Origin of the sequence: Cuniculiplasma thermophilum (genome assembly GCF_052315355.1) — an archaeon.
In the GTDB taxonomy this organism is placed as follows: Archaea; Thermoplasmatota; Thermoplasmata; order Thermoplasmatales; family Thermoplasmataceae; genus Cuniculiplasma.
Map to the genome: position 1 here is coordinate 1 of NZ_JBLSDF010000038.1, position 18,347 is coordinate 18,347.

Sequence of the window (18,347 nt, forward strand, 5' to 3'; positions counted from 1 at the left end):
CTGCCCTGATGCAGTCATTTGCTGTACATGACCTGGAGAATTCATATGAAATCCATTTCTTGCTGAAGCAATCCTTTATTGACATGAGATAGTGCATTCCGTCTCTCTGTGTGCTTACATAGTGGATGTCTGTTTCCCATAACCTGTTGATGTTGTCCGGCTTTGTGAGTTCCTTCTTCCTAATTCTGTTCTTATGTTTTGCAATGGCAGTGCAAGACTGTTCCTTCTCATGATTCTCCTCACCGTCTTAATATTCACACGAATGCCGGAATTCCTGAGAAGTGCCCAGACTCTCCTGTATCCATAGGTTGTCCTTTCTCCTGAGATCCGGATTATTTCATCAAGGGTGAAGTTCATGTTCGCATGCTTCGGATACAATGTACATGCCATGAAAATCATTGTTATTGTTGATATTGCAATGAAAATCACGAACTACAGAACAAAGATAGCAGAATTCCAGTGGTTATTCGAAATCCTCTTTATATATTGATGATGTTTAATTTTTAATTGGTGTTCCTAACAAAGCCAATTGGATGAAGTAACATTTAATCATGAAAACTAGTTTCGTTTATTATAAAAATTCTTACTTAAGGATTTTGAAAAGATTCCGTATAAATTGGAGAAAAGGGAGGTTTATTCAAATTAAAGAAAAAAATATATATTTCAAAGTATAATTTGTTATCGGGAGACACGAGACAAAATGAGATCTGACGAGGAAAAAAAATTCAAAATTGATGCTCTTGATATGAAGATCATTGAGATTATGGAAGAAGACTGCTCTAAATCCTATGACGAAATCTCTAAGGAGACCGGTAAAAGCTTATGGACAGTAAGAGATAGGATTATACTTCTAAAGCAAAGAGGGGTCATTAAGGGATGCAAGGCAAAGATAGATTTTCAAAGCGTTGGTATGCACTGCAAGGCATTCATTTCATTTAATGTACCTGCTGAAATGATAGATGGGATCGTCAAATTTGCAAAGACACAAAAACGCATAAAAAGGACAGTCATAACAACAGGCCAAAGAAGATTCATAATGGAAATAATAGGAGAGGATTGCTCAGAAATTAGAGAATACGCAAGAAAGGAATTGCCAAAATTTGGTATATATGATATAGATTTGCAGGTTGTGCTTGATGAAATTGAACAATAGAGTATAAGATATCTCCGGTCAAATCTCGTTTAAATGATATCCAAAAAATTGGATTTTTTTCCCATTTTCTTAAATTTTTTGCGTGAAAAAGATTTATTTAACAACCTTATTTCAACTTATGAATGACGACTTGAAAAAAATAGATAGCTTTGCAAAAAGTGCAATTGGTGAAACGCCTGAGATTGTGGAAATTCTTGGAATTATAGATCGGGAATTTTCCGACGAACAGTTCAGAGAAAACATGGCTCTATATTTGGGTCGAAAAACCCTTTCAAAGAAGCTTCTTTCACTTATAGCCCTGGGAGTTTCCATTGCCAATGGTCAGAAGGAATCCATTAAGGTTCACTTTGAACTTGCGAGAAATCAGTCAGCATCTGACAATGAAATCCTGGATGTAATCAAAGTTGTAAAGATGGCTCTTATGTCTTCAACTCTTTCGACAGTTGGATCCTCGGATCATATATTTTCAAATTTTTCCAAGAATTATAATAAAAATGTGGAGGTGGATAACATTTTAATGAACGTGACAAGAAATAGTGGAATGGAAGAGCCCCCAAAGAATCTATCTGCATTGTCAAAAATCTCATTTGACCTTTTAAATGAACACATTCGTGAAAAGACATTTCTTCTCTCTCCTGTTGAACTGGAGAAGAAATATACCTTTCTTATTGCATATGCAATCAGCGTCTCCATAAGAGATCCTGATTGCGCAAGTGTATATCTTCAAGCTTATTTCAATGCAGGTGGGAAAGTTGATGAAGCCGTTGATGCAATTGCAGTTTCCCGGTTTATCACAGGAAATAAAGCACTGACATATTCAGCAGATATAATGAAACTTATGATTAACCCTAGGGGCAGGAAATAGAGGTGAAAAAGTTGAATAAAAGTAGTATTTCACTCATTGGATCAGAGTGGTTTGGAATTCCCATAGCAACCCTTGCCCTTGCAGAGGTTTACATTTTGATATATGGTCAAACAGGATATTTGCCATACAGCATAATTGGAGAGATATTTACATTACTCGGAATTTCAATTTTCCTTGTTGTTCTTGTTCTCTGGATTGCCAGGGCCTTACTTTACAGGGATGCCTTGTTCTCCCATTGGAATAACCTTACAAGGCTTAGTTTTGTTGCCATAATACCGATCATAGGATTTGTTTCAGATTCGCAGCTGATCTATTACTTTGGCATATCATCACTAGGAGCGGAGCTTTCACTTCTGAACTATGGGATTGACTATTCACTGGCTCTTTTGCTTGGTGTTCTTTTAGGTTTTAGACTCTATACCAAAAAAATTGAGGCAAAGGAGATGAATTATGCCATAGTTATTCCTCCACTGGCCATTGGAACCAGTGCATTCCTGGCCCCTTATCTTATTAAATTCTATGGAGGTGGTGCTGCCCACACCATATATTACCTTACAATTTTTGGTCTTGGCATATTCTTTATGCTTTACATCTTCATAGGTTCACTTGCACTAGCTGGACATGTTGCAAACAAAAATCACCAGACACTCCCAACAACAATGCTTCCAGTTGGAATTGCAAGCCTTGCTGTCATTAACATCCTGACTCTTGAATCCTTCAATAGCTTGAACATCTTCCTTATTTCCTCATCCACAGCAGGCATAATTTCACTTTTCCTGTGGGGATTTGAAGTGTGGAATTTCCTTGTCGTGGCCATAATTATACTGAGTCATCCTACAAAGGGGAATATGAGCGTATGGGCATACGGATTTCCACTTGGTCTTTTTGCAATCTCGACACTGAAAATAATGTCCCTGACAAATGAACCTGACCTTTTATGGCTTTTCGGATTCATCGCCCTAGCACTTAATGTCATATGGGTATATGCCTGGTATAACACTTACAATTTTATCACAAACAGAGACATTATGATTGAAAGAATCTGGGAAGAGAAGATTGGAGAGTAAACTGAACAGAATATTAATTGTTACCTTCCCAAAATATTAAATCCCCTTTTTACCGTATAAATAAAACAACGATCACATAACTGCCATTTTTTAGCTAAGTCATATGTCGATTTTAATGAATATAAAGTGATTGGGTCTTTATATACTTCAAATCATAAGAGAATTTTGCTTAAATACTACCGGAGTAATTTGTTCATGAATATTCAACGCAAGATGAATTTTATTAAATTCATATCCAGGAAATTCAGTTTTTTTCCTATTCCCCAAACTCTTACGTCATCTGTTACGCGAATTGACAAATGACGAATTTTACTACGACAACTTTTATATTCCATAAAATCATGAAAAAAATATGGAAATAGTATACGAAGAAGTTGGAAAATATGTATGCCCATCATGTGGTGCTGAGCACGAGACAGAATTTGAAGCCATACAGTGTGGCTGTGGATACGATTAAACGGAAATTTGATGCGGCTAAATCAATTTTTTTCACTATTATTTGAAATTGTTCGGGGAACCATTCTTTTGTCATGTAGGATAAATTTTTAATTCTTATCAGATCAAGAACTAAATATAATTTCAATGATCATTGATTTCTATTTTCATAGGACATCACAAAAAAATTTTCAAAAAGTAAATATTCTATGAAAAAGTAAGGAAAAAATGGACAGAAATGAAATAAGGAAGCATATTGAGAAGATAGACGAAAAGAATCCTCCAAAAATTCCAAAATTCTCTGTTGATTTCATGGACAGGAATGTAAACCCGGCTGATGATTTCTATAGTTACGCCTGTGGGAAATGGGATGAGATCAACCAGATTCCAGATGATAAGATGGAATGGGGTGCAAGCTCAGAACTTGTTGAATATAACAGATATGTTTTGGGAAAAATATTGGAAAAATGTGCCTTTGGTGATGATTGGGATGAAAAAAGTGATGAGAGAAAACTAGGTGATTTTTACCTTTCGGCTATGGATACAGATAGAATTGAGGAAATTAAAACCAAACCTTTGGAACCCATAATGGATCTTATTAGAGACGTGAAGGAAAAAAATGACCTTATGGATTTGACTGGAAAGCTGCACTTAATAGGAATAGAACCAATGTTCTCCTACGAATCCTACGGGGATATGAAGAAGAGTAATACCTACGCATTCTATATTGTTCAGGGTGGACTCTCACTTCCAAGCAGCGAATACTATATTCAGGATTCATTCAAAAATTTGCGACAACAATTCAAGGAACACATAAAGAAAATGTTCATCATAGTTGGAGAGAATGAGGAAAACTCCGAAAATATGGCAGATATAGTTTTCAATATTGAGACAAAACTGGCGGAATCAAGTTTCAAACCGGTGGAGCTAAGAGATCCTGAGAGAAATTACAACAGGTTTATGATAAAGGAATTGAGAAAAGAGTTTCCTGGAATTGAATTTGAAAGATATCTCAAAGAAATTGACCTAAAGAATACTGACTACGTAATTATTGGACAACCCAAGTTTTTCCACAATCTGGAAGAGATGCTCAAGAACATTCCAATTGAAGAGTGGAAGATATATTTCAGATGGCATCTTTTGAAGAGCACTGCAACCTTTCTCCACAAGGAAATGCAGGATGAGCATTTTGATTTCTTCCAGAGAAAGGTCTATGGGCAAAAGTCACCTGAGCCCAGGTGGAAAAGAACCGTAAGGCTAATAGATGGAACTATGGGAGAGGCTCTGGGAAAGATATACGTGAGAGATCATTTTGATTCCAGATACAGAGAGAAAATAAGTGAAATGGTGGAAGATATAAAAGATGTATTCAGAGAAAGACTTCAAAACGTGGATTGGATGAGTGAAGAAACAAGAAAAAAAGCCCTGGAAAAATTCTCCAGGTTTCGTGCAAAAATAGGATATCCATCAAAATTTATTGATTACTCATCCCTACGTATATCTCCTGATGACTTTCTGGGAAATGTATTGAGATCTAATAGCTTTGAAAGCGACAGGATGATTAAAAGAATCGGAATGCCGGTTGACAAGGAACTTTGGGAAATGACACCGCCAACTGTGAATGCATACTTTTCCCCCACAGATAATGAGATAGTATTTCCAGCAGGAATACTTCAGCCACCATTTTTTGATCCAGATCTTGACGATGCTGTAAATTATGGGGCAACAGGAGGAACAATAGCCCACGAGATAACCCATGGATTTGATGATGAAGGGAGAAGATTCGATGCAGAAGGGAATCTCAAGGAGTGGTGGACAAAGGAAGACGAAGCAGAATTTACGAGAAGAGCCTCCGAGGTTTCAAAGCTTTATAGTGCCCAGGAAGTCCTTCCTGGACTCTTTGTAAACGGAGATCTGACCTTGGGAGAAAATATAGCAGATCTTGGTGGTGTCAGTATTGCCTATGAGGCATTGCAGAGAAAACTTAACAGAAATCCGGAAATGAAAAGGAAAATTGATGGATTTACTCCAGAGCAGAGATTTTTCATAGGGTGGGCACAGAGCTGGAGGGAAAAGGACAGGGAAGAATTTTTGAGATGGCTTGTATCCAGCAATCCTCATGCTCCATCAAGGATAAGGGCTTCAGTTCCAGCAGTGACCCATGAGGATTTTGAAAAGGTGTTCGGGTTACAGGGGACAAATAGCAGTTCCATGAAAAAAATTAAGGTGTGGTAAGACTCTTGCCATAGTTTCCCCACTATTTATGGAATTTATTTATCCTGACAGAGAATACTGATTCTATGGATTACGAGAAACTGATCGATTTCATTGTAGATTCAAAAAGAAAGGGATATGCCTCTAACACTGGAAATCTCAGCAAATCAATTAAAAACGCACACGAAATCTTAAATCAAGAAGGAAATCTCACTTACAGAGACTTATGGTATGGAAGTCTCACCTTTGCAGGCATTGAAACAGTAATGGAAAATGAAAATCCTGTCTGGAGTATGGTTTATTCTGGAGGTATGCTGGATGAAAATGGGAATACTCAGAAAACCTATGCTTTTTTAAAAAAGGCTCTCTATCTGGTTGAGAGAGAGGCACCATACAGAGGGCCAAAGGCCTTTTCTGATGGTGTTCTAACATATCACAATGACTTTTCTGGGGAATTTGACTACTTTATGGGTTATGAGAGCATTGAGAGCGAAAGCGGAATAATTTATGAACTGCATTATTCTGGTGGGAGTATAATTCAATAGCAATTCATATTTATAGTACTCTTTTTGCAGGTAAATTATAACTATTTTTTGAACATATTCATCTTGTGAACGATGTCATTTATCAGAAACTGATGCAGAGCCTCCATTTGTATGAGGAGATGAATCAGAATCTTTCAATGGAAATTGAAACTCTTACTACTATAGTAAAAGAAAATAGAGAAACACTTGAAAAAGAGAGACAGGATTATGATCTCAGTTTACGGATCATAAGGGAACTTGAAGAGATGAGATATTGATGGATATGAAGAAATTATCCCATCTATGCTCCCTTACAAGGGAAGAAATTGATTACATTGAAAACAACATTGAACAGTATAGGGATCTTATGGATGAACTCGAAAATGAGTATGAGAAGTACAGGGAAAACCTTAAGGAAAAGTCCTTTCTTCAAGGAAGGATAGCCTCCATAAATTACAGTTCATACGAGGAATTTATGAGAGTCCATTCAAACGCCATCAAAATTTCGGCAATGATTGCAGAACTTGAGATGTCTGGCCTTACGAGGAGAAATAATCTGGACAGGAAAGTAAAGGAACTTCTAGATAAATACCTACTATTAAAGCAATTCAAATAGAGCTTTTGAGTAATTCAAAAACTATAATTTGGCTTGTCAGGAAATTTCACTCTTGATAAATGGGTCCTTTAAATTAGGTTTAAACCCCGAGAACCAATAGTGCATTCTCCACATAGGGTATCTCCATGAAATATTTCCAGACAAAGCCGTTGAAATAATCCTGAGTCATAAGGATTTCGATTCCAACATCAATGCCAATATAATCCGGAGAAAACCAATTATCACCCAAATTAAAGGCATCCACGAATCCGTAAGTGGAATAGGTCTCGTTTCTTATATCCCACATATTTATAACAGCCAGTTTAGACTGGTTTGGGACAAAGGGTAGGGCACCAATCATTGCATAGGGGGCAACCGTTCCATCTGTGCCTCCCGGATAGGCTCCAAAGGCCTCGTAACCATTTGGCCCATTACTGGCGGAAATTCCCCAGTATCCCTGATCAAATGTTTCATATTTTGTGCAACTCTGAGAAAATGATATGTCATACTCTATTGCCCGCTTGGAGTTGTTCCATAAATTTCCAACATAGTTGAAATTAAGGTTCTTGAAGTTGATGTATGCCTGTGCATAAAGGTACGTGAACATACTTTCGTCTGATGCAGCCCAGTGCCTTAAGCTATTCTGGCCGTTCTCCCTCCAGGTCGATATCCAGTATTCCCAGTCCGATACGGGGAGTGGATGAGTTGGAGAGCCCAATGCAAGTATGTACATCAAAAGACCTTCACTGTAATCGGTCCAGTAATAGTGGGAAAAGCCTGAATCGGGGTAATAACACATATTTAAGAGGGAGGTGTTATTTGTCATCCACTGCCAGTTAATTCTCTCATAGAGTCTTTCAGCAAGTCTCTGCAATGGTGTACCACTAAAAAACTGACCTGCAAATAGTGCCCCTGAAATGAAAAGTGTTGTATCTATGGAGGAAAAACCACTGTTGTAAGCGCTTGAACCATTATACATATTTATGAAATGATAATAAAAACCATGATTCTGGGTTGTGTTGTTAAAATAATTGAGTGTGGTGAGAATCCTGTCATATACCTCTGATCTGGTAAACCACCCATTTTCATATCCAATAATAAGTGATGTCATTCCAAATCCAACCGCGGAAATGGATGATGGAGAATTCAATTCTGAATGATCCCTTACAAGGCCATTTACAGGATTTGCACAGTCCCAAAAATAGCGTGTGGCGTTTTCTTCATTGTATATGAGTATTTTATCGGCTCTCTCCGAAATACTGTTGCCTATGGATGGAGCTTTGTAGCTTTCAGTTACAGGTACGTAGGTTGTGGATAGAAGAAGTGCAACTAATCCTATTAAAAGAAATACAACTGCCAGATAGGAATTTTTGGTCATTCAAATAAAAAAAAGAATCATTGGCTTAAATATCTTTTTCCTTACAGCTTACTATTTTGAGTGGTAATGTGTTTTTACATTACCACCACAGATTATTAAATCCTATGTATATCACTTATGAAAATGTCAAATTGAGTGAGCCCGCGTAATTATAAGATGGCATTTCTAGAGTAACAGGAATTTCATACACACCATTACCGTCTACCGTCACCGGTCTGTCAAGTTTTGCCATAAAACCATTCTGCGCGGAGACGGAATTTATTGTAAATTGAACACCGTTGTTCACCGTAATTGGGACTGAAATATCAAGAGTTGATCCACCGGAATATGTAAATTTGCCATATGGAATGGAATAACTCTGCTCATTTATATTTTTGAAATTCACGTTTATCTGCTGGATATTTACTGTTGTCCCACCTATTCCGTTGAAAGAAATGATGAGAATAAATGTTACAATAAACACTAGTATTACACCGATAAATGTCTTCTTGCCTAAACCCTCCTTAATCCATGGCCGTTCAATTTCCAGAGGAGTCATATACGTGAATATTGCAAATCCACATATAAACATATAACAACTTCCCCTTTGTATGTAATTTAAAAGTATTCCCAGTAATATGAATCCAAATTTCAATCAGTCATTTCTGCACCTTATACTAATATTTTTTTAAAATATCCACTACACAATTATTTTCAGTATCCTTTAATACCAATTATAAAGGGTAAGGTCGAAGTGACGAATGTAACAAAAGTGTGTGAAATCAACCAGGATTCCCTAAACAGGGAGGCAAAGAAAATGATAGAGGTTGCCTCTGGAATGTACAGGTTTGGATGGATGCTTGGAACAGGTGGAAATATAAGTACTTTGATTTCTGAAGATCCCCTGGTTCTTCAAATAAGCTCCAGTGGTGTCCAGAAAGGCAGAATGAAAATATCGGATTTTATCACGGTGAATGAACTTGGAGAAGTCCTTTCTGGCAATCTCAAACCATCGGCTGAAACACTCCTACACATTGCCATAATTAAGGCCACAGGATCGAGGTCTGTAATTCATACGCACTCTGTCAACAGTACCCTTCTGTCGGAAATTTACAGTGATGAAGGATTCATATGCATAGAGGGGTATGAAATGCTGAAGGCACTGAGAGGAAATAAAAGCCACGAATCTGTTGAAATAATACCAATTATAGGAAATTCCCAAGATATGCACTATCTTTACAAAATAGTCTTTGACAGGTTGCAAAGGGATGATAAAATTCACGGATTTATACTGAAAGGCCATGGATTGTACACGTGGGGAATGAACTTAAATGAGGCAAAAACTCACACTGAAGGAATTGAATTCCTACTTGACCTTCTTTACAGGAAAATTCTGTTGAATGGGAAAGAATAGATGGAGGTTCAAAAAATGGTAAAAATTAACCTGAAAAATGATGGAAAAATAATTAGTGAGTATGATGACGCTGAGAAATTTCTGAAAGAAAGGAATATAAGGTATGATAAATGGGACATCGAAAAAATATCTTCCATAGAAAAGAATGACAATGAGATCCTCAGGGTATTCAATGATGAGATCGAAGCGTTGAAGGAAGAGGGAAATTATCTTGTTGCAGACGTAATAAATATAGACTCAAAGACACCAAATCTTGAGATTATGCTTGAGAAATTTAAGAAAGAGCATGTACATAGTGAGGATGAGGTGAGATTTACCATAGATGGATCAGGCATTTTCTATATCAATATGGATGGGAAAGTTTTTTCCATAGAGGTAGAGCCAGGTGACTTGCTTGGAGTTCCTGCAGGGACAAAGCACTGGTTCGATTTATGCCAGGATAAACATATCATTGCAATAAGGCTCTTTAAGGATAAATCTGGTTGGACTCCATATTACACAAACAGTGGAGTTGACAGAAAATACGAACCTGTTTGCTTTGGACCTTCTTATATAAGCTACAAAAGTCATTGAGATGGGTTCATTAAATGACTGTAAGAGTAATATTGATGGATATAGAGGGCACATCTGTGCCAATCCAATTTGTGCACAAAGATATGTTTCAATATGCCAGGGATCATCTGGATGATTTTCTCCGAAGGAACCTTTATTCTGATGAAATAAAGAGGCTGTTAATTCATATTTTGAATGAATTTAAAAGAGCTCATAATTCAAATGTAAACATAGAATACAATGAGAATAATTTAGAAGACATTTCCAGAATAGTAAAAAGCATGATCGACGAAGATAGTAAATATGGGGCACTTAAGGAACTGGAAGGACTCATCTGGAAAGAGGGATTTGAAGATGGAACACTTATGTGTACTCTTTATCCTGAAGTGAAGGAAAGCGTAATGAGATGGAAGAACCGTGGACTGAGGGTTTTTATATACTCGTCCGGGAGCGTTATGTCCCAGAAGTTGCTTTTTGGCCATACAAGTGATGGAAATTTATCTCAAATGCTCGATGGATATTTTGATACAAAGGTTGGAAGTAAAAAGGAAAAGGATAGTTATATGAAAATTGCAAATCAAATTGGAGAAAATCCCAGGAATATACTTTTTCTCTCTGATTCTGAGGAAGAAATAATTGCAGCCCAATCTGCTGGAATGCTATGCTACCTCGTTAGGAGAGATGGATATGACAATAAATGGAATAAGGGAATTGAAAAAATAGAAAGCTTTCAGGATATTAAATTATGATGTGAAAAATAAAAATGATCAAGCCTTATTCCAAATGGATATTTAATATTCCGCACACATATCGCGTATATATAGATAAGAATTATGAGCAACTTTAGAATGCTGGTACACAAATATGTTGAAATATTCTATGGAAAAGGAGATAGAAGTTTCTTGTGACAATGTTTTTTTCGTTGGTTCTGATCCCAGGAGGTTCCTGGCAAGCTCAGAATACACATTGGAAATAGGGTTTAAGGGCAACCATATATACTCAGTGAAATTCAGGTGGAAAAAATTTGGAATCATCAGAATTTTTGAAATAGAATTTTCTTTAAAAATTACGGAATGCAGAATAGTTTATGAGGGAATTGAAGAATACAAGGATAGATTCAGATTTGCCATTGATTATGAAAAGATCAGTAGTGGTAAAACAAGAATTGAAGTCGAAGCGAAAATGGATGCAGGAAAACTTCCTGAATTAATTGGCAAAGGTGACTTTAAAAAATTCGTTGAGAAGATTGTGGAAGACGGCATGAGAAATATTGAAACACTGTTTCTTACTAAGATTTAATCTATAAGAAATTATTGATATGACGTGAGGGAATATAAACAAAATAATTACTTCCAAAATTTATAAAATAATATGCAATCCTGATTCATGAAGTCAGAGGAATTTTTTGATGAATTTTCAATAAATGGAAAAAAATACAGGTATGTTTCCCTAAAAAAGCTTTCTAAATACAACAGTGGGATCGACAGAATGCCAATTTCAATCAGAATCACACTTGAAAGTCTCGCGAGAAATCTGGACGGAGAAACAGTAAGGGAGGAAGACCTTAAGAATCTGCTGTCATGGAAGGGTATGTCTCAGGGTGATTTTGAAATTCCATTAACAGTTTCAAGGGTTCTAATGCAGGATTTTACGGGTGTACCTGCTGTTGTTGATCTTGCATCAATGCGAGAGGTGTTTAAAAAAATGGGAAGGAACCCTGAGGATATTGAGCCAAGGGTTCCTGTTGATCTGGTAATTGATCATTCAGTCCAGGTTGACTATTATGGAGTAGCTGATGCACTTAAATTGAACTCTGAGAAGGAATTTGAGAGGAACAGGGAGAGATACAGATTCCTGAAGTGGGCTCAGGGTTCTATGAAAAATCTCAGAATTGTACCACCATCCACAGGAATAGTGCATCAGGTGAATCTGGAATATCTTGCAAAGGTAGTCCACGTGAATGAATCCAATGGTGTGAACGAGGCATACTTCGATACCCTGGTTGGAACTGATTCCCATACAACTATGATAAATGGACTGGGTGTACTGGGCTGGGGTGTTGGTGGTATAGAAGCTGAGGCGGCCATGCTAGGTCAACCTGTCACATTTCTTTCTCCAAAGGTTGTGGGGGTTAACATACACGGAAAATTGAGAGAGGGGGTAACTGCCACAGATGTTGTTTTAACACTCACAGAACTCCTGAGGAGGAGCAATGTAGTTGGGAAGTTTGTTGAGTTCTTTGGGGATGGAGTATCATCACTTTCCTTAACAGACAGAGCTACCCTTTCAAATATGTGCCCCGAATATGGTGCCACCTGCGCACTCTTTCCTGTTGACGAGGAGACACTGAACTATCTCAGACTGACGGGAAGAAGTGAAGAACATGTGAATCTTGTAAAGGAATATTTCACAAGACAGGGTATGTTTGGTAATCAGAAGGGATTGGACTACAGCGAATTGATTGATTTTGATCTCTCTTCTATTGAAAGTACTATTGCTGGACCTAAGCTACCACAGCAAAAGGTTTCACTGAAAGATAGTGGAAAAAGCTTTCTAAAGTTTATGGAGGAAAACAACCAGAAGTTTCAGGAGGGAAGAAATTCACCTGTACAGGTCTCCTTGAAAGCAGTCAAGATAAAAATTGATGGAAAGGAAGAGACAATAAGGGATGGAGATGTGGTTATAGCCGCAATAACAAGCTGTACAAATACATCAAATCCAAGGGTGATGGTTGGGGCAGGTCTTCTCGCAAAGAAGGCAGTGGAACTTGGTCTCAAGGTAAATCCAAAAGTAAAGACAAGCCTTGCTCCGGGATCAAGAGTAGTATCCCAGTATCTTTCAAACAGCGGACTACAGAGTTATCTTGATAAACTGGGATTTGAAGTTGTTGGGTATGGGTGCACAACCTGCATAGGCAATTCAGGCCCGCTCAAAAGTGAAATAGAAAATGCCATAGTGGAAAATAACCTGTATACGGTTGCAGTACTTTCTGGTAACAGAAACTTTGAGGCGAGAATCCATAGAAACGTGAAAGCAAACTATCTGATGTCCCCACCTCTTGTTGTTGCATTTGCTATTGCCGGTAGCGTTGATGTGGACATGGAAAAGGATCCTATTGGAATATCAAAGGATGGAAAGAAGGTATACCTCAAAGACATATGGCCTTCAAACGCCGAAATAGATGGCATAATACAGAATAATGTGAGTGAAAAACTCTATGCGGACAACTATTCAAATCTCAACAAGTTCAGCAATCTCTGGAATCAGATGGATGCACCGTCAGGGAGCCTCTACAAATGGGATGAGGAAAGCACCTATATTAGAAATCCACCATTCTTCAAGGACTTCAGTGAAACTGTACCTGACTATATTAATAAAATTAATAATACAAAAGTCCTGGCTGTATTCGGTGATTCAGTTACCACTGACCATATATCTCCAGCCGGGTCTATATCAAAGGCAAGCCCTGCTGGTAAATATCTGATGGATCATGGTGTAAAACCTGAGGATTTCAACTCCTTTGGATCAAGAAGGGGAAATCACGAGGTTATGATGCGTGGTACCTTTGGAAACAACAGGATTAAAAACAAACTTTCTGACAAAGAAGGCCCTTATACAAGAACAGAGGAAAAGGGTGAAGAGAAGTGGATATTTGATGTTGCAATGAACAACATTTCTTCTGGAGGTTCAGTTGTTTTTGCGGGCAAGGAGTATGGTACAGGATCTTCAAGAGACTGGGCTGCAAAGGGTCCATATCTTCTGGGAGTTAAGGCGATCATAGCCAAAAGCTATGAAAGAATTCACAGGAGTAACCTCATAGGAATGGGAATATTGCCCCTTCAGTTCAAGGAGGGACAAGGATTTGAGAACCTTGACATTGATCCATTTGGAACGGTAAATATTGTACTCCCTGAGAATCTCAAGGCACACCAGAAGGCCAAAGTGTCATTCAGGAACAGGAATGGAAAGGAAACGAGCATAGATGTGGACATAAGGCTTGATACGCCTGTTGAAGTACAATACTACAGAAATGGTGGAATACTCCAGTATGTGATGAGAAGGATGAAAAAATAGGGTAAAATGAAGGAAGAGGAAATACTGTCAGAACTGGTTGAAGACGTAAACAACATAAGAATATTAAGGCACATGGAGACCGCCAAAGTGGACTATGCAAAGAATATAATGCGCTATACGGAAATAGATAAACTGGTGGTATTCCAGTACCTTAAAAAATTTCAGGAAATGGGTCTTCTTGAGATATATGGAAACACTTCAATAAAGAGAACAGATGCCAAACTCAAAAAAAGTGCTGAAGTGCACAAACACCATACGTATTTTAAAATAACACGCCTTGGTGAGATTGTTCTGAAGATGGCTGACTGCAAATTTTATCTCAAGATGCTGCAGGGACCTTGCCTGGAAAGGCTCCAGATAAGACGATACAAAAATGTGGAACCCGATAAGGACGATGAAAGAATCATGAGAATGGGACTGATAGAAAGACATGGAAAACTTACAGATATGGGAGAAAATGTAATGAATCTGGCCATAAGAAGGGGATATTTGAAATAAATCTGCCAATTGGCTTTTCAGAAGTGGAATTGATCTATTTTATCAGCTGGCCGCTGGCGATTTTCCACATGTACAGATCCAGTATTCCCGGTTCAATATGGAATTCCTCAGCTTTTTTTCTGATTATACCTTCATATTCGTAATATTTTCTTCTTGTTAGAGGCTTGCCTGATTTTGCCATAGCCGGATCTATGAGTCTAATTATGTGGATATCCAGTATTGCAAAGTCGAAAACACCACAGTTTCTAAAAAAATGAGATGCCTCCTTGTAGCCTATTCCCATACAGTGATTCACAAGAAATTCCCTTGCAGACCAGGGATCCGGGTGATTCAATAAAACTGGGAGCTCCTCAATGATCCATCTGTTGCTCACAATGTATTTGGATCTTGTATTGTAAAATCTATACTTTGCACTCTTAAGAGCATCCTTAAGTTCCTCCCTACCATAATTTATAAATGGATCAGGACCAAGTTCCTGCTGCATCCTTATTCCCAGAACTGCAGATGTGTTCGCAGTGAGAATACAGAAACATAGTTCAAAGAAGATATTCTCCGGTGATTCGTCCCTGAATTTAAGAAATTCCCTTCGTTTTGCATCAACCTCTTTTGAAAAATCTGACTTAATAAGGGATTCTACCTCGACCCACCACTCACTTCTTTCAGAGATCATATTTTAAGGCGTATTTGGAAAGATTTAATAAATGGCTCGCATGTGAGGATTATGATCATTTATTCTGAACCTGAGGCTGGGAAGGAGCCCATTCTTGAATTTATAAGGAACTCTGAGAAAGAAATTCGCATAAATTCCTATTTGATAGATGACCCTGACATAATGACCGCAATATCAAATGCAGTATCAAGAAAAATAAGCGTGAGGATAATCATTGATGGTCATCCCTACGATGGCTCAGGAAGTGAGAGCCTTGAGGCTCTGAGAAGAACTGGAGCTCAGGTAAATATAGCGCCTGCAAGGTTTGAGGGAAATGATGTTTTTGATCATGCAAAATATATGTTAAATGAGAAGGAGTTTATTGTGGGAACCATGAATCTCACTGATGCAGCCTTTAAGAAAAACAGAGAATACTTCGTAAGAGGCGACGAAAGAAAGATACACAAATCCCTTATGAACATATTTAATTCTGACTGGGAAGGAGAAAGGGCAGGACAACATGACAGAAAACTGCTTATTGTTTCCCCCGACTCTGAGAACAGACTCTACGACTTACTGAGAAACAGTAAAAAACTTTTCATAGAAACAGAGGAGATTGGAAGCGACAGCACACTTATTGAAATTCTCAGTTCGAAGGGAAGGAAATTGAAAATGATACTGCCATCAAGCATATCGGAAAATGATCAGAAGAATGCTGAAACACTTGTTTCAAGGGGTGTTCAGATTCATATAATGCCTGCAAACATAAGATATATGCACGCCAAAATGATACATAACAAAAAATCTGTGTTCATTGGTTCCCAGAACTTTTCAGAAACAAGTTTGAAGAAGAACAGAGAAGTTGGAATCATTATTAAAAAGGGTAAGGATAAGAAGGTATTTATGGAGAAATTTAACGAGGACTGGAAATCGTCCACTGAATTCAAGAAATGGATGAAAAACAGTAAGAAATGATATAAGGAAAAACTCAGTAAAATTCAGTAGAAATACTATTTTAAGAAACTTACCTTTTAAAGAAATTTAATTAGGATAAATTGCATGATAACTTCATGAAAGAACTTTACGAGATGTATCCGCATATTGATCTTAAAAAATTTGTTCTGCCTGAATTTTACAACTGGTCCAGAGACTGGATCGACTACCTTGCAGAGACTCAGGGTGATAAGAAAGCCCTAATATTTTATTACAATGGAAAGAGACAGGATTTCAATTTTCGGGAAATATCCGATCTTTCGTCAAGATTTGCCTTTTATCTCAAAGAGAAGGGAATAAATAAAGGTGACAGGATAATTTTAATGCTTGGAAATGTTCCAATGATGTGGATATCAGTTGTGGCCATACTTAGAATAGGGGCTATTATAGTTCCCACTGCCACATCCATGACATCTGATGATGTAAAATACAGAATAGAATCAGCCCAGATTTCTGGAGTCATAACGGATTCAGCAAATATTTCAAAATTCAGTGGAATGGAAAAAAAATTGAAAATGACCATATGTGTGTGGGGAAAAGACAAGAACTGGGAAAACGTTGACACTGAATCCTTATTACATATAAACAGGTTTGAATCGAAGGTTGCTACGCGGTCCGATGACCCGGCACTCATATATTTTACAAGTGGCACAACAGGACTTCCAAAGATGGTGCTTCATACTCATTCAAGTTATCCTGTGGGCCACTATAGTACAGCCATGTGGATCGGTATTGAAAAGAACGGAATTCACTGGAACATAAGCTCTCCGGGATGGGCAAAACATGCATGGAGTTCCATTTTTGCACCATGGAATGTGGCTGCGGCAACTGTTGCATTTCACTATGAAGGTAGATTTGACCCAGTTGAACACCTTAAACTTATTGATGAACTAAAGATAACTTCCCTCTGCGCCTCGCCAACTGTGTGGAGAATGTTCATTATTCAGGATGTGCCGGGACTCAGTTTAAGTTCACTAAAAACGGCTGCCAGCGCCGGAGAACCTCTGAATCCTGAAATTATTGAAAGATTCAAGAAGATGAGTGGTGTGGAGATCAGAGATGGGTATGGACAGACAGAAACAGTTCTGATGGTGGGGAATTTCCCTGGAATCAAGATTAAACCGGGTTCAATGGGCAAACCTTCACCATTCTTCAGAATGAATATTGCAGATGATGAGGGAAACATTTTAAAAAACAATGAGGAGGGGAATCTTGTTGTTGAAATGAATCCACGGAGACCCTTACCCCTTATGGTAGGATACATGAATGATGAGGAGAAAAACAGGGAAGTTTTTCGAAACAATCTCTATTTTACCGGAGACAGGGCATTCAGGGATGATGATGGTTACTACTGGTATGTTGGCAGAAGCGATGATGTGATTAAGAGTTCAGGATACAGAATTGGGCCATTTGAGGTGGAAAGCGCCCTTATGGAACATGGTTCAGTTGTAGAATCGGCTGCAGTTGCCTCACCTGATCCAGTACGGGGAGCTGTGGTAAAATGCTTTATCGTTCTGAAAAAAGGGGTCGAGCCTTCCCAGAGGCTGGCAGACGAACTAAGTCAGTATGTTGCCGAAAAAACAGGGCCCTATAAGCATCCCAGGAAAGTGCAATTTGTGCAAACCCTTGATCCTGTAAAGACCATATCGGGAAAGATCAGAAGAAAGGATCTGAAGGAGATGGAGTATGGAAAGAGAGAAAACGATCTTGGGGGAGTTGAATTCATCACGAAACCACTGAGAGAAATAAAGGAAGAAGACGAAGAGGATGAATGATATTAAATAGCATTTACATACCATTTTTTAAAAGAACACACCGTGAGTTTACATCTATTAGGTTTACTCTTTCCATAAAGCGAGTCTTTCACTGAGTTTTTTCATTAACACTTCAGGGTGCTATTGTACTTAGAAGTTTTCTGTTATTCTTTTTTCCCTTCTAACTGGTGGTCCGTGATTAA

Annotated in this window: 20 protein-coding genes; 16 read left to right on the forward strand and 4 right to left on the reverse strand. The window is 38.0% G+C overall.

Features of this window, described 5'->3' with window-relative positions; genetic code table 11:
• Positions 1 to 114: 114 nt before the first annotated feature.
• Entirely contained in the window at positions 115 to 357 is a 243-nt protein-coding gene (locus ACNF42_RS07100; protein WP_443340047.1) for an IS3 family transposase, read from the reverse strand.
• Between ACNF42_RS07100 and ACNF42_RS07105 the strand changes: the two genes are divergently transcribed.
• The 8 genes from ACNF42_RS07105 to ACNF42_RS07140 all read left to right on the forward strand — a co-directional run bounded on the left by ACNF42_RS07105 (position 356) and on the right by ACNF42_RS07140 (position 6,874).
• Complete coding sequence (locus ACNF42_RS07105) at positions 356 to 490, forward strand: hypothetical protein (RefSeq protein WP_443340048.1); 135 nt, start codon at positions 356 to 358, stop codon at positions 488 to 490. The two genes, ACNF42_RS07100 and ACNF42_RS07105, sit on opposite strands and share 2 nt — an antisense overlap.
• A gap of 210 nt (positions 491 to 700) precedes the next feature.
• On the forward strand, positions 701 to 1,153 hold the full coding sequence (locus tag ACNF42_RS07110; protein ID WP_443340049.1) for an Lrp/AsnC family transcriptional regulator: 453 nt from the start codon (positions 701 to 703) through the stop codon (positions 1,151 to 1,153).
• A gap of 118 nt (positions 1,154 to 1,271) precedes the next feature.
• Positions 1,272 to 2,018: a carboxymuconolactone decarboxylase family protein gene (locus ACNF42_RS07115; protein ID WP_443340050.1), complete on the forward strand. Its 747-nt coding sequence runs from the start codon at positions 1,272 to 1,274 to the stop codon at positions 2,016 to 2,018.
• A gap of 11 nt (positions 2,019 to 2,029) precedes the next feature.
• Positions 2,030 to 3,085, forward strand: a complete 1,056-nt coding sequence (locus ACNF42_RS07120; RefSeq protein WP_443340051.1) for an SLAC1 family transporter — start codon at positions 2,030 to 2,032, stop codon at positions 3,083 to 3,085.
• Positions 3,086 to 3,748: 663 nt separating this feature from the next.
• Positions 3,749 to 5,755, forward strand: coding sequence for a M13 family metallopeptidase (locus ACNF42_RS07125; RefSeq protein WP_443340052.1), 2,007 nt, complete (start codon positions 3,749 to 3,751; stop codon positions 5,753 to 5,755).
• Between the two features lie 65 nt (positions 5,756 to 5,820).
• The gene (locus ACNF42_RS07130) at positions 5,821 to 6,279 is read left to right on the forward strand and encodes a DUF5680 domain-containing protein (protein ID WP_443340053.1); all 459 of its coding nucleotides are present in this window, start codon (positions 5,821 to 5,823) and stop codon (positions 6,277 to 6,279) included.
• 65 nt (positions 6,280 to 6,344) lie between these two features.
• Positions 6,345 to 6,536 (forward strand): hypothetical protein, encoded by a 192-nt coding sequence (locus tag ACNF42_RS07135; RefSeq protein ID WP_443340054.1) that lies wholly within the window; start codon positions 6,345 to 6,347, stop codon positions 6,534 to 6,536.
• Positions 6,536 to 6,874, forward strand: a complete 339-nt coding sequence (locus ACNF42_RS07140; RefSeq protein WP_443340055.1) for a hypothetical protein — start codon at positions 6,536 to 6,538, stop codon at positions 6,872 to 6,874. Before ACNF42_RS07135 ends, ACNF42_RS07140 begins: the two co-directional genes overlap by 1 nt.
• Positions 6,875 to 6,953: 79 nt before the next feature.
• Here the strand turns inward: ACNF42_RS07140 and ACNF42_RS07145 are convergent, their stop codons facing one another.
• Complete coding sequence (locus ACNF42_RS07145; RefSeq protein WP_443340056.1) at positions 6,954 to 8,231, reverse strand: glucoamylase family protein; 1,278 nt, start codon at positions 8,229 to 8,231, stop codon at positions 6,954 to 6,956.
• A 115-nt stretch (positions 8,232 to 8,346) separates the two neighbouring features.
• Positions 8,347 to 8,769 (reverse strand): hypothetical protein, encoded by a 423-nt coding sequence (locus ACNF42_RS07150; protein ID WP_443340057.1) that lies wholly within the window; start codon positions 8,767 to 8,769, stop codon positions 8,347 to 8,349.
• Between the two features lie 195 nt (positions 8,770 to 8,964).
• Here ACNF42_RS07150 and mtnB point away from each other — a divergent pair, with 195 nt between their 5' ends.
• The 6 genes from mtnB to ACNF42_RS07180 all read left to right on the forward strand — a co-directional run bounded on the left by mtnB (position 8,965) and on the right by ACNF42_RS07180 (position 14,748).
• The gene (gene mtnB / locus ACNF42_RS07155; RefSeq protein WP_443340058.1) at positions 8,965 to 9,624 is read left to right on the forward strand and encodes a methylthioribulose 1-phosphate dehydratase; all 660 of its coding nucleotides are present in this window, start codon (positions 8,965 to 8,967) and stop codon (positions 9,622 to 9,624) included.
• A 15-nt stretch (positions 9,625 to 9,639) separates the two neighbouring features.
• Positions 9,640 to 10,197: a 1,2-dihydroxy-3-keto-5-methylthiopentene dioxygenase gene (locus tag ACNF42_RS07160; protein WP_443340059.1), complete on the forward strand. Its 558-nt coding sequence runs from the start codon at positions 9,640 to 9,642 to the stop codon at positions 10,195 to 10,197.
• 14 nt (positions 10,198 to 10,211) lie between these two features.
• A complete protein-coding gene (mtnC, locus tag ACNF42_RS07165; RefSeq protein ID WP_443340060.1) occupies positions 10,212 to 10,925 on the forward strand; it encodes an acireductone synthase in 714 nt (237 codons plus the stop codon).
• A gap of 130 nt (positions 10,926 to 11,055) precedes the next feature.
• Positions 11,056 to 11,475 (forward strand): hypothetical protein, encoded by a 420-nt coding sequence (locus ACNF42_RS07170; protein ID WP_443340061.1) that lies wholly within the window; start codon positions 11,056 to 11,058, stop codon positions 11,473 to 11,475.
• Positions 11,476 to 11,562: 87 nt separating this feature from the next.
• On the forward strand, positions 11,563 to 14,250 hold the full coding sequence (gene acnA, locus ACNF42_RS07175; RefSeq protein ID WP_443340062.1) for an aconitate hydratase AcnA: 2,688 nt from the start codon (positions 11,563 to 11,565) through the stop codon (positions 14,248 to 14,250).
• A gap of 6 nt (positions 14,251 to 14,256) precedes the next feature.
• The gene (locus tag ACNF42_RS07180) at positions 14,257 to 14,748 is read left to right on the forward strand and encodes a DUF2250 domain-containing protein (protein WP_443340063.1); all 492 of its coding nucleotides are present in this window, start codon (positions 14,257 to 14,259) and stop codon (positions 14,746 to 14,748) included.
• Positions 14,749 to 14,782: 34 nt separating this feature from the next.
• On the opposite strand, the gene ACNF42_RS07185 is transcribed toward ACNF42_RS07180, so the two are convergent.
• Complete coding sequence (locus ACNF42_RS07185) at positions 14,783 to 15,418, reverse strand: N-glycosylase/DNA lyase (protein WP_443340064.1); 636 nt, start codon at positions 15,416 to 15,418, stop codon at positions 14,783 to 14,785.
• A 51-nt stretch (positions 15,419 to 15,469) separates the two neighbouring features.
• On the opposite strand from ACNF42_RS07185, the gene ACNF42_RS07190 reads away from it, so the two are divergent.
• Both ACNF42_RS07190 and ACNF42_RS07195 read left to right on the forward strand, forming a co-directional pair.
• Positions 15,470 to 16,372: a phospholipase D-like domain-containing protein gene (locus ACNF42_RS07190; RefSeq protein WP_443340065.1), complete on the forward strand. Its 903-nt coding sequence runs from the start codon at positions 15,470 to 15,472 to the stop codon at positions 16,370 to 16,372.
• Positions 16,373 to 16,467: 95 nt separating this feature from the next.
• A complete protein-coding gene (locus ACNF42_RS07195; RefSeq protein ID WP_443340066.1) occupies positions 16,468 to 18,165 on the forward strand; it encodes an acetate--CoA ligase in 1,698 nt (565 codons plus the stop codon).
• Positions 18,166 to 18,347: the final 182 nt, after the last annotated feature.

Coding starts and splice junctions, on each gene's coding strand:
- ACNF42_RS07105 (WP_443340048.1), top strand. CDS start 356: ATGTTCGCATGCTTCGGATACAATGTACATGCCATGAAAATCATTGTT.
- ACNF42_RS07100 (WP_443340047.1), bottom strand. CDS start 357: ATGAACTTCACCCTTGATGAAATAATCCGGATCTCAGGAGAAAGGACA.
- ACNF42_RS07110 (WP_443340049.1), top strand. CDS start 701: ATGAGATCTGACGAGGAAAAAAAATTCAAAATTGATGCTCTTGATATG.
- ACNF42_RS07115 (WP_443340050.1), top strand. CDS start 1,272: ATGAATGACGACTTGAAAAAAATAGATAGCTTTGCAAAAAGTGCAATT.
- ACNF42_RS07125 (WP_443340052.1), top strand. CDS start 3,749: ATGGACAGAAATGAAATAAGGAAGCATATTGAGAAGATAGACGAAAAG.
- ACNF42_RS07130 (WP_443340053.1), top strand. CDS start 5,821: ATGGATTACGAGAAACTGATCGATTTCATTGTAGATTCAAAAAGAAAG.
- ACNF42_RS07140 (WP_443340055.1), top strand. CDS start 6,536: ATGGATATGAAGAAATTATCCCATCTATGCTCCCTTACAAGGGAAGAA.
- ACNF42_RS07145 (WP_443340056.1), bottom strand. CDS start 8,231: ATGACCAAAAATTCCTATCTGGCAGTTGTATTTCTTTTAATAGGATTA.
- ACNF42_RS07150 (WP_443340057.1), bottom strand. CDS start 8,769: ATGACTCCTCTGGAAATTGAACGGCCATGGATTAAGGAGGGTTTAGGC.
- ACNF42_RS07160 (WP_443340059.1), top strand. CDS start 9,640: ATGGTAAAAATTAACCTGAAAAATGATGGAAAAATAATTAGTGAGTAT.
- mtnC (WP_443340060.1), top strand. CDS start 10,212: ATGACTGTAAGAGTAATATTGATGGATATAGAGGGCACATCTGTGCCA.
- ACNF42_RS07170 (WP_443340061.1), top strand. CDS start 11,056: ATGGAAAAGGAGATAGAAGTTTCTTGTGACAATGTTTTTTTCGTTGGT.
- acnA (WP_443340062.1), top strand. CDS start 11,563: ATGAAGTCAGAGGAATTTTTTGATGAATTTTCAATAAATGGAAAAAAA.
- ACNF42_RS07180 (WP_443340063.1), top strand. CDS start 14,257: ATGAAGGAAGAGGAAATACTGTCAGAACTGGTTGAAGACGTAAACAAC.
- ACNF42_RS07185 (WP_443340064.1), bottom strand. CDS start 15,418: ATGATCTCTGAAAGAAGTGAGTGGTGGGTCGAGGTAGAATCCCTTATT.
- ACNF42_RS07190 (WP_443340065.1), top strand. CDS start 15,470: ATGATCATTTATTCTGAACCTGAGGCTGGGAAGGAGCCCATTCTTGAA.
- ACNF42_RS07195 (WP_443340066.1), top strand. CDS start 16,468: ATGAAAGAACTTTACGAGATGTATCCGCATATTGATCTTAAAAAATTT.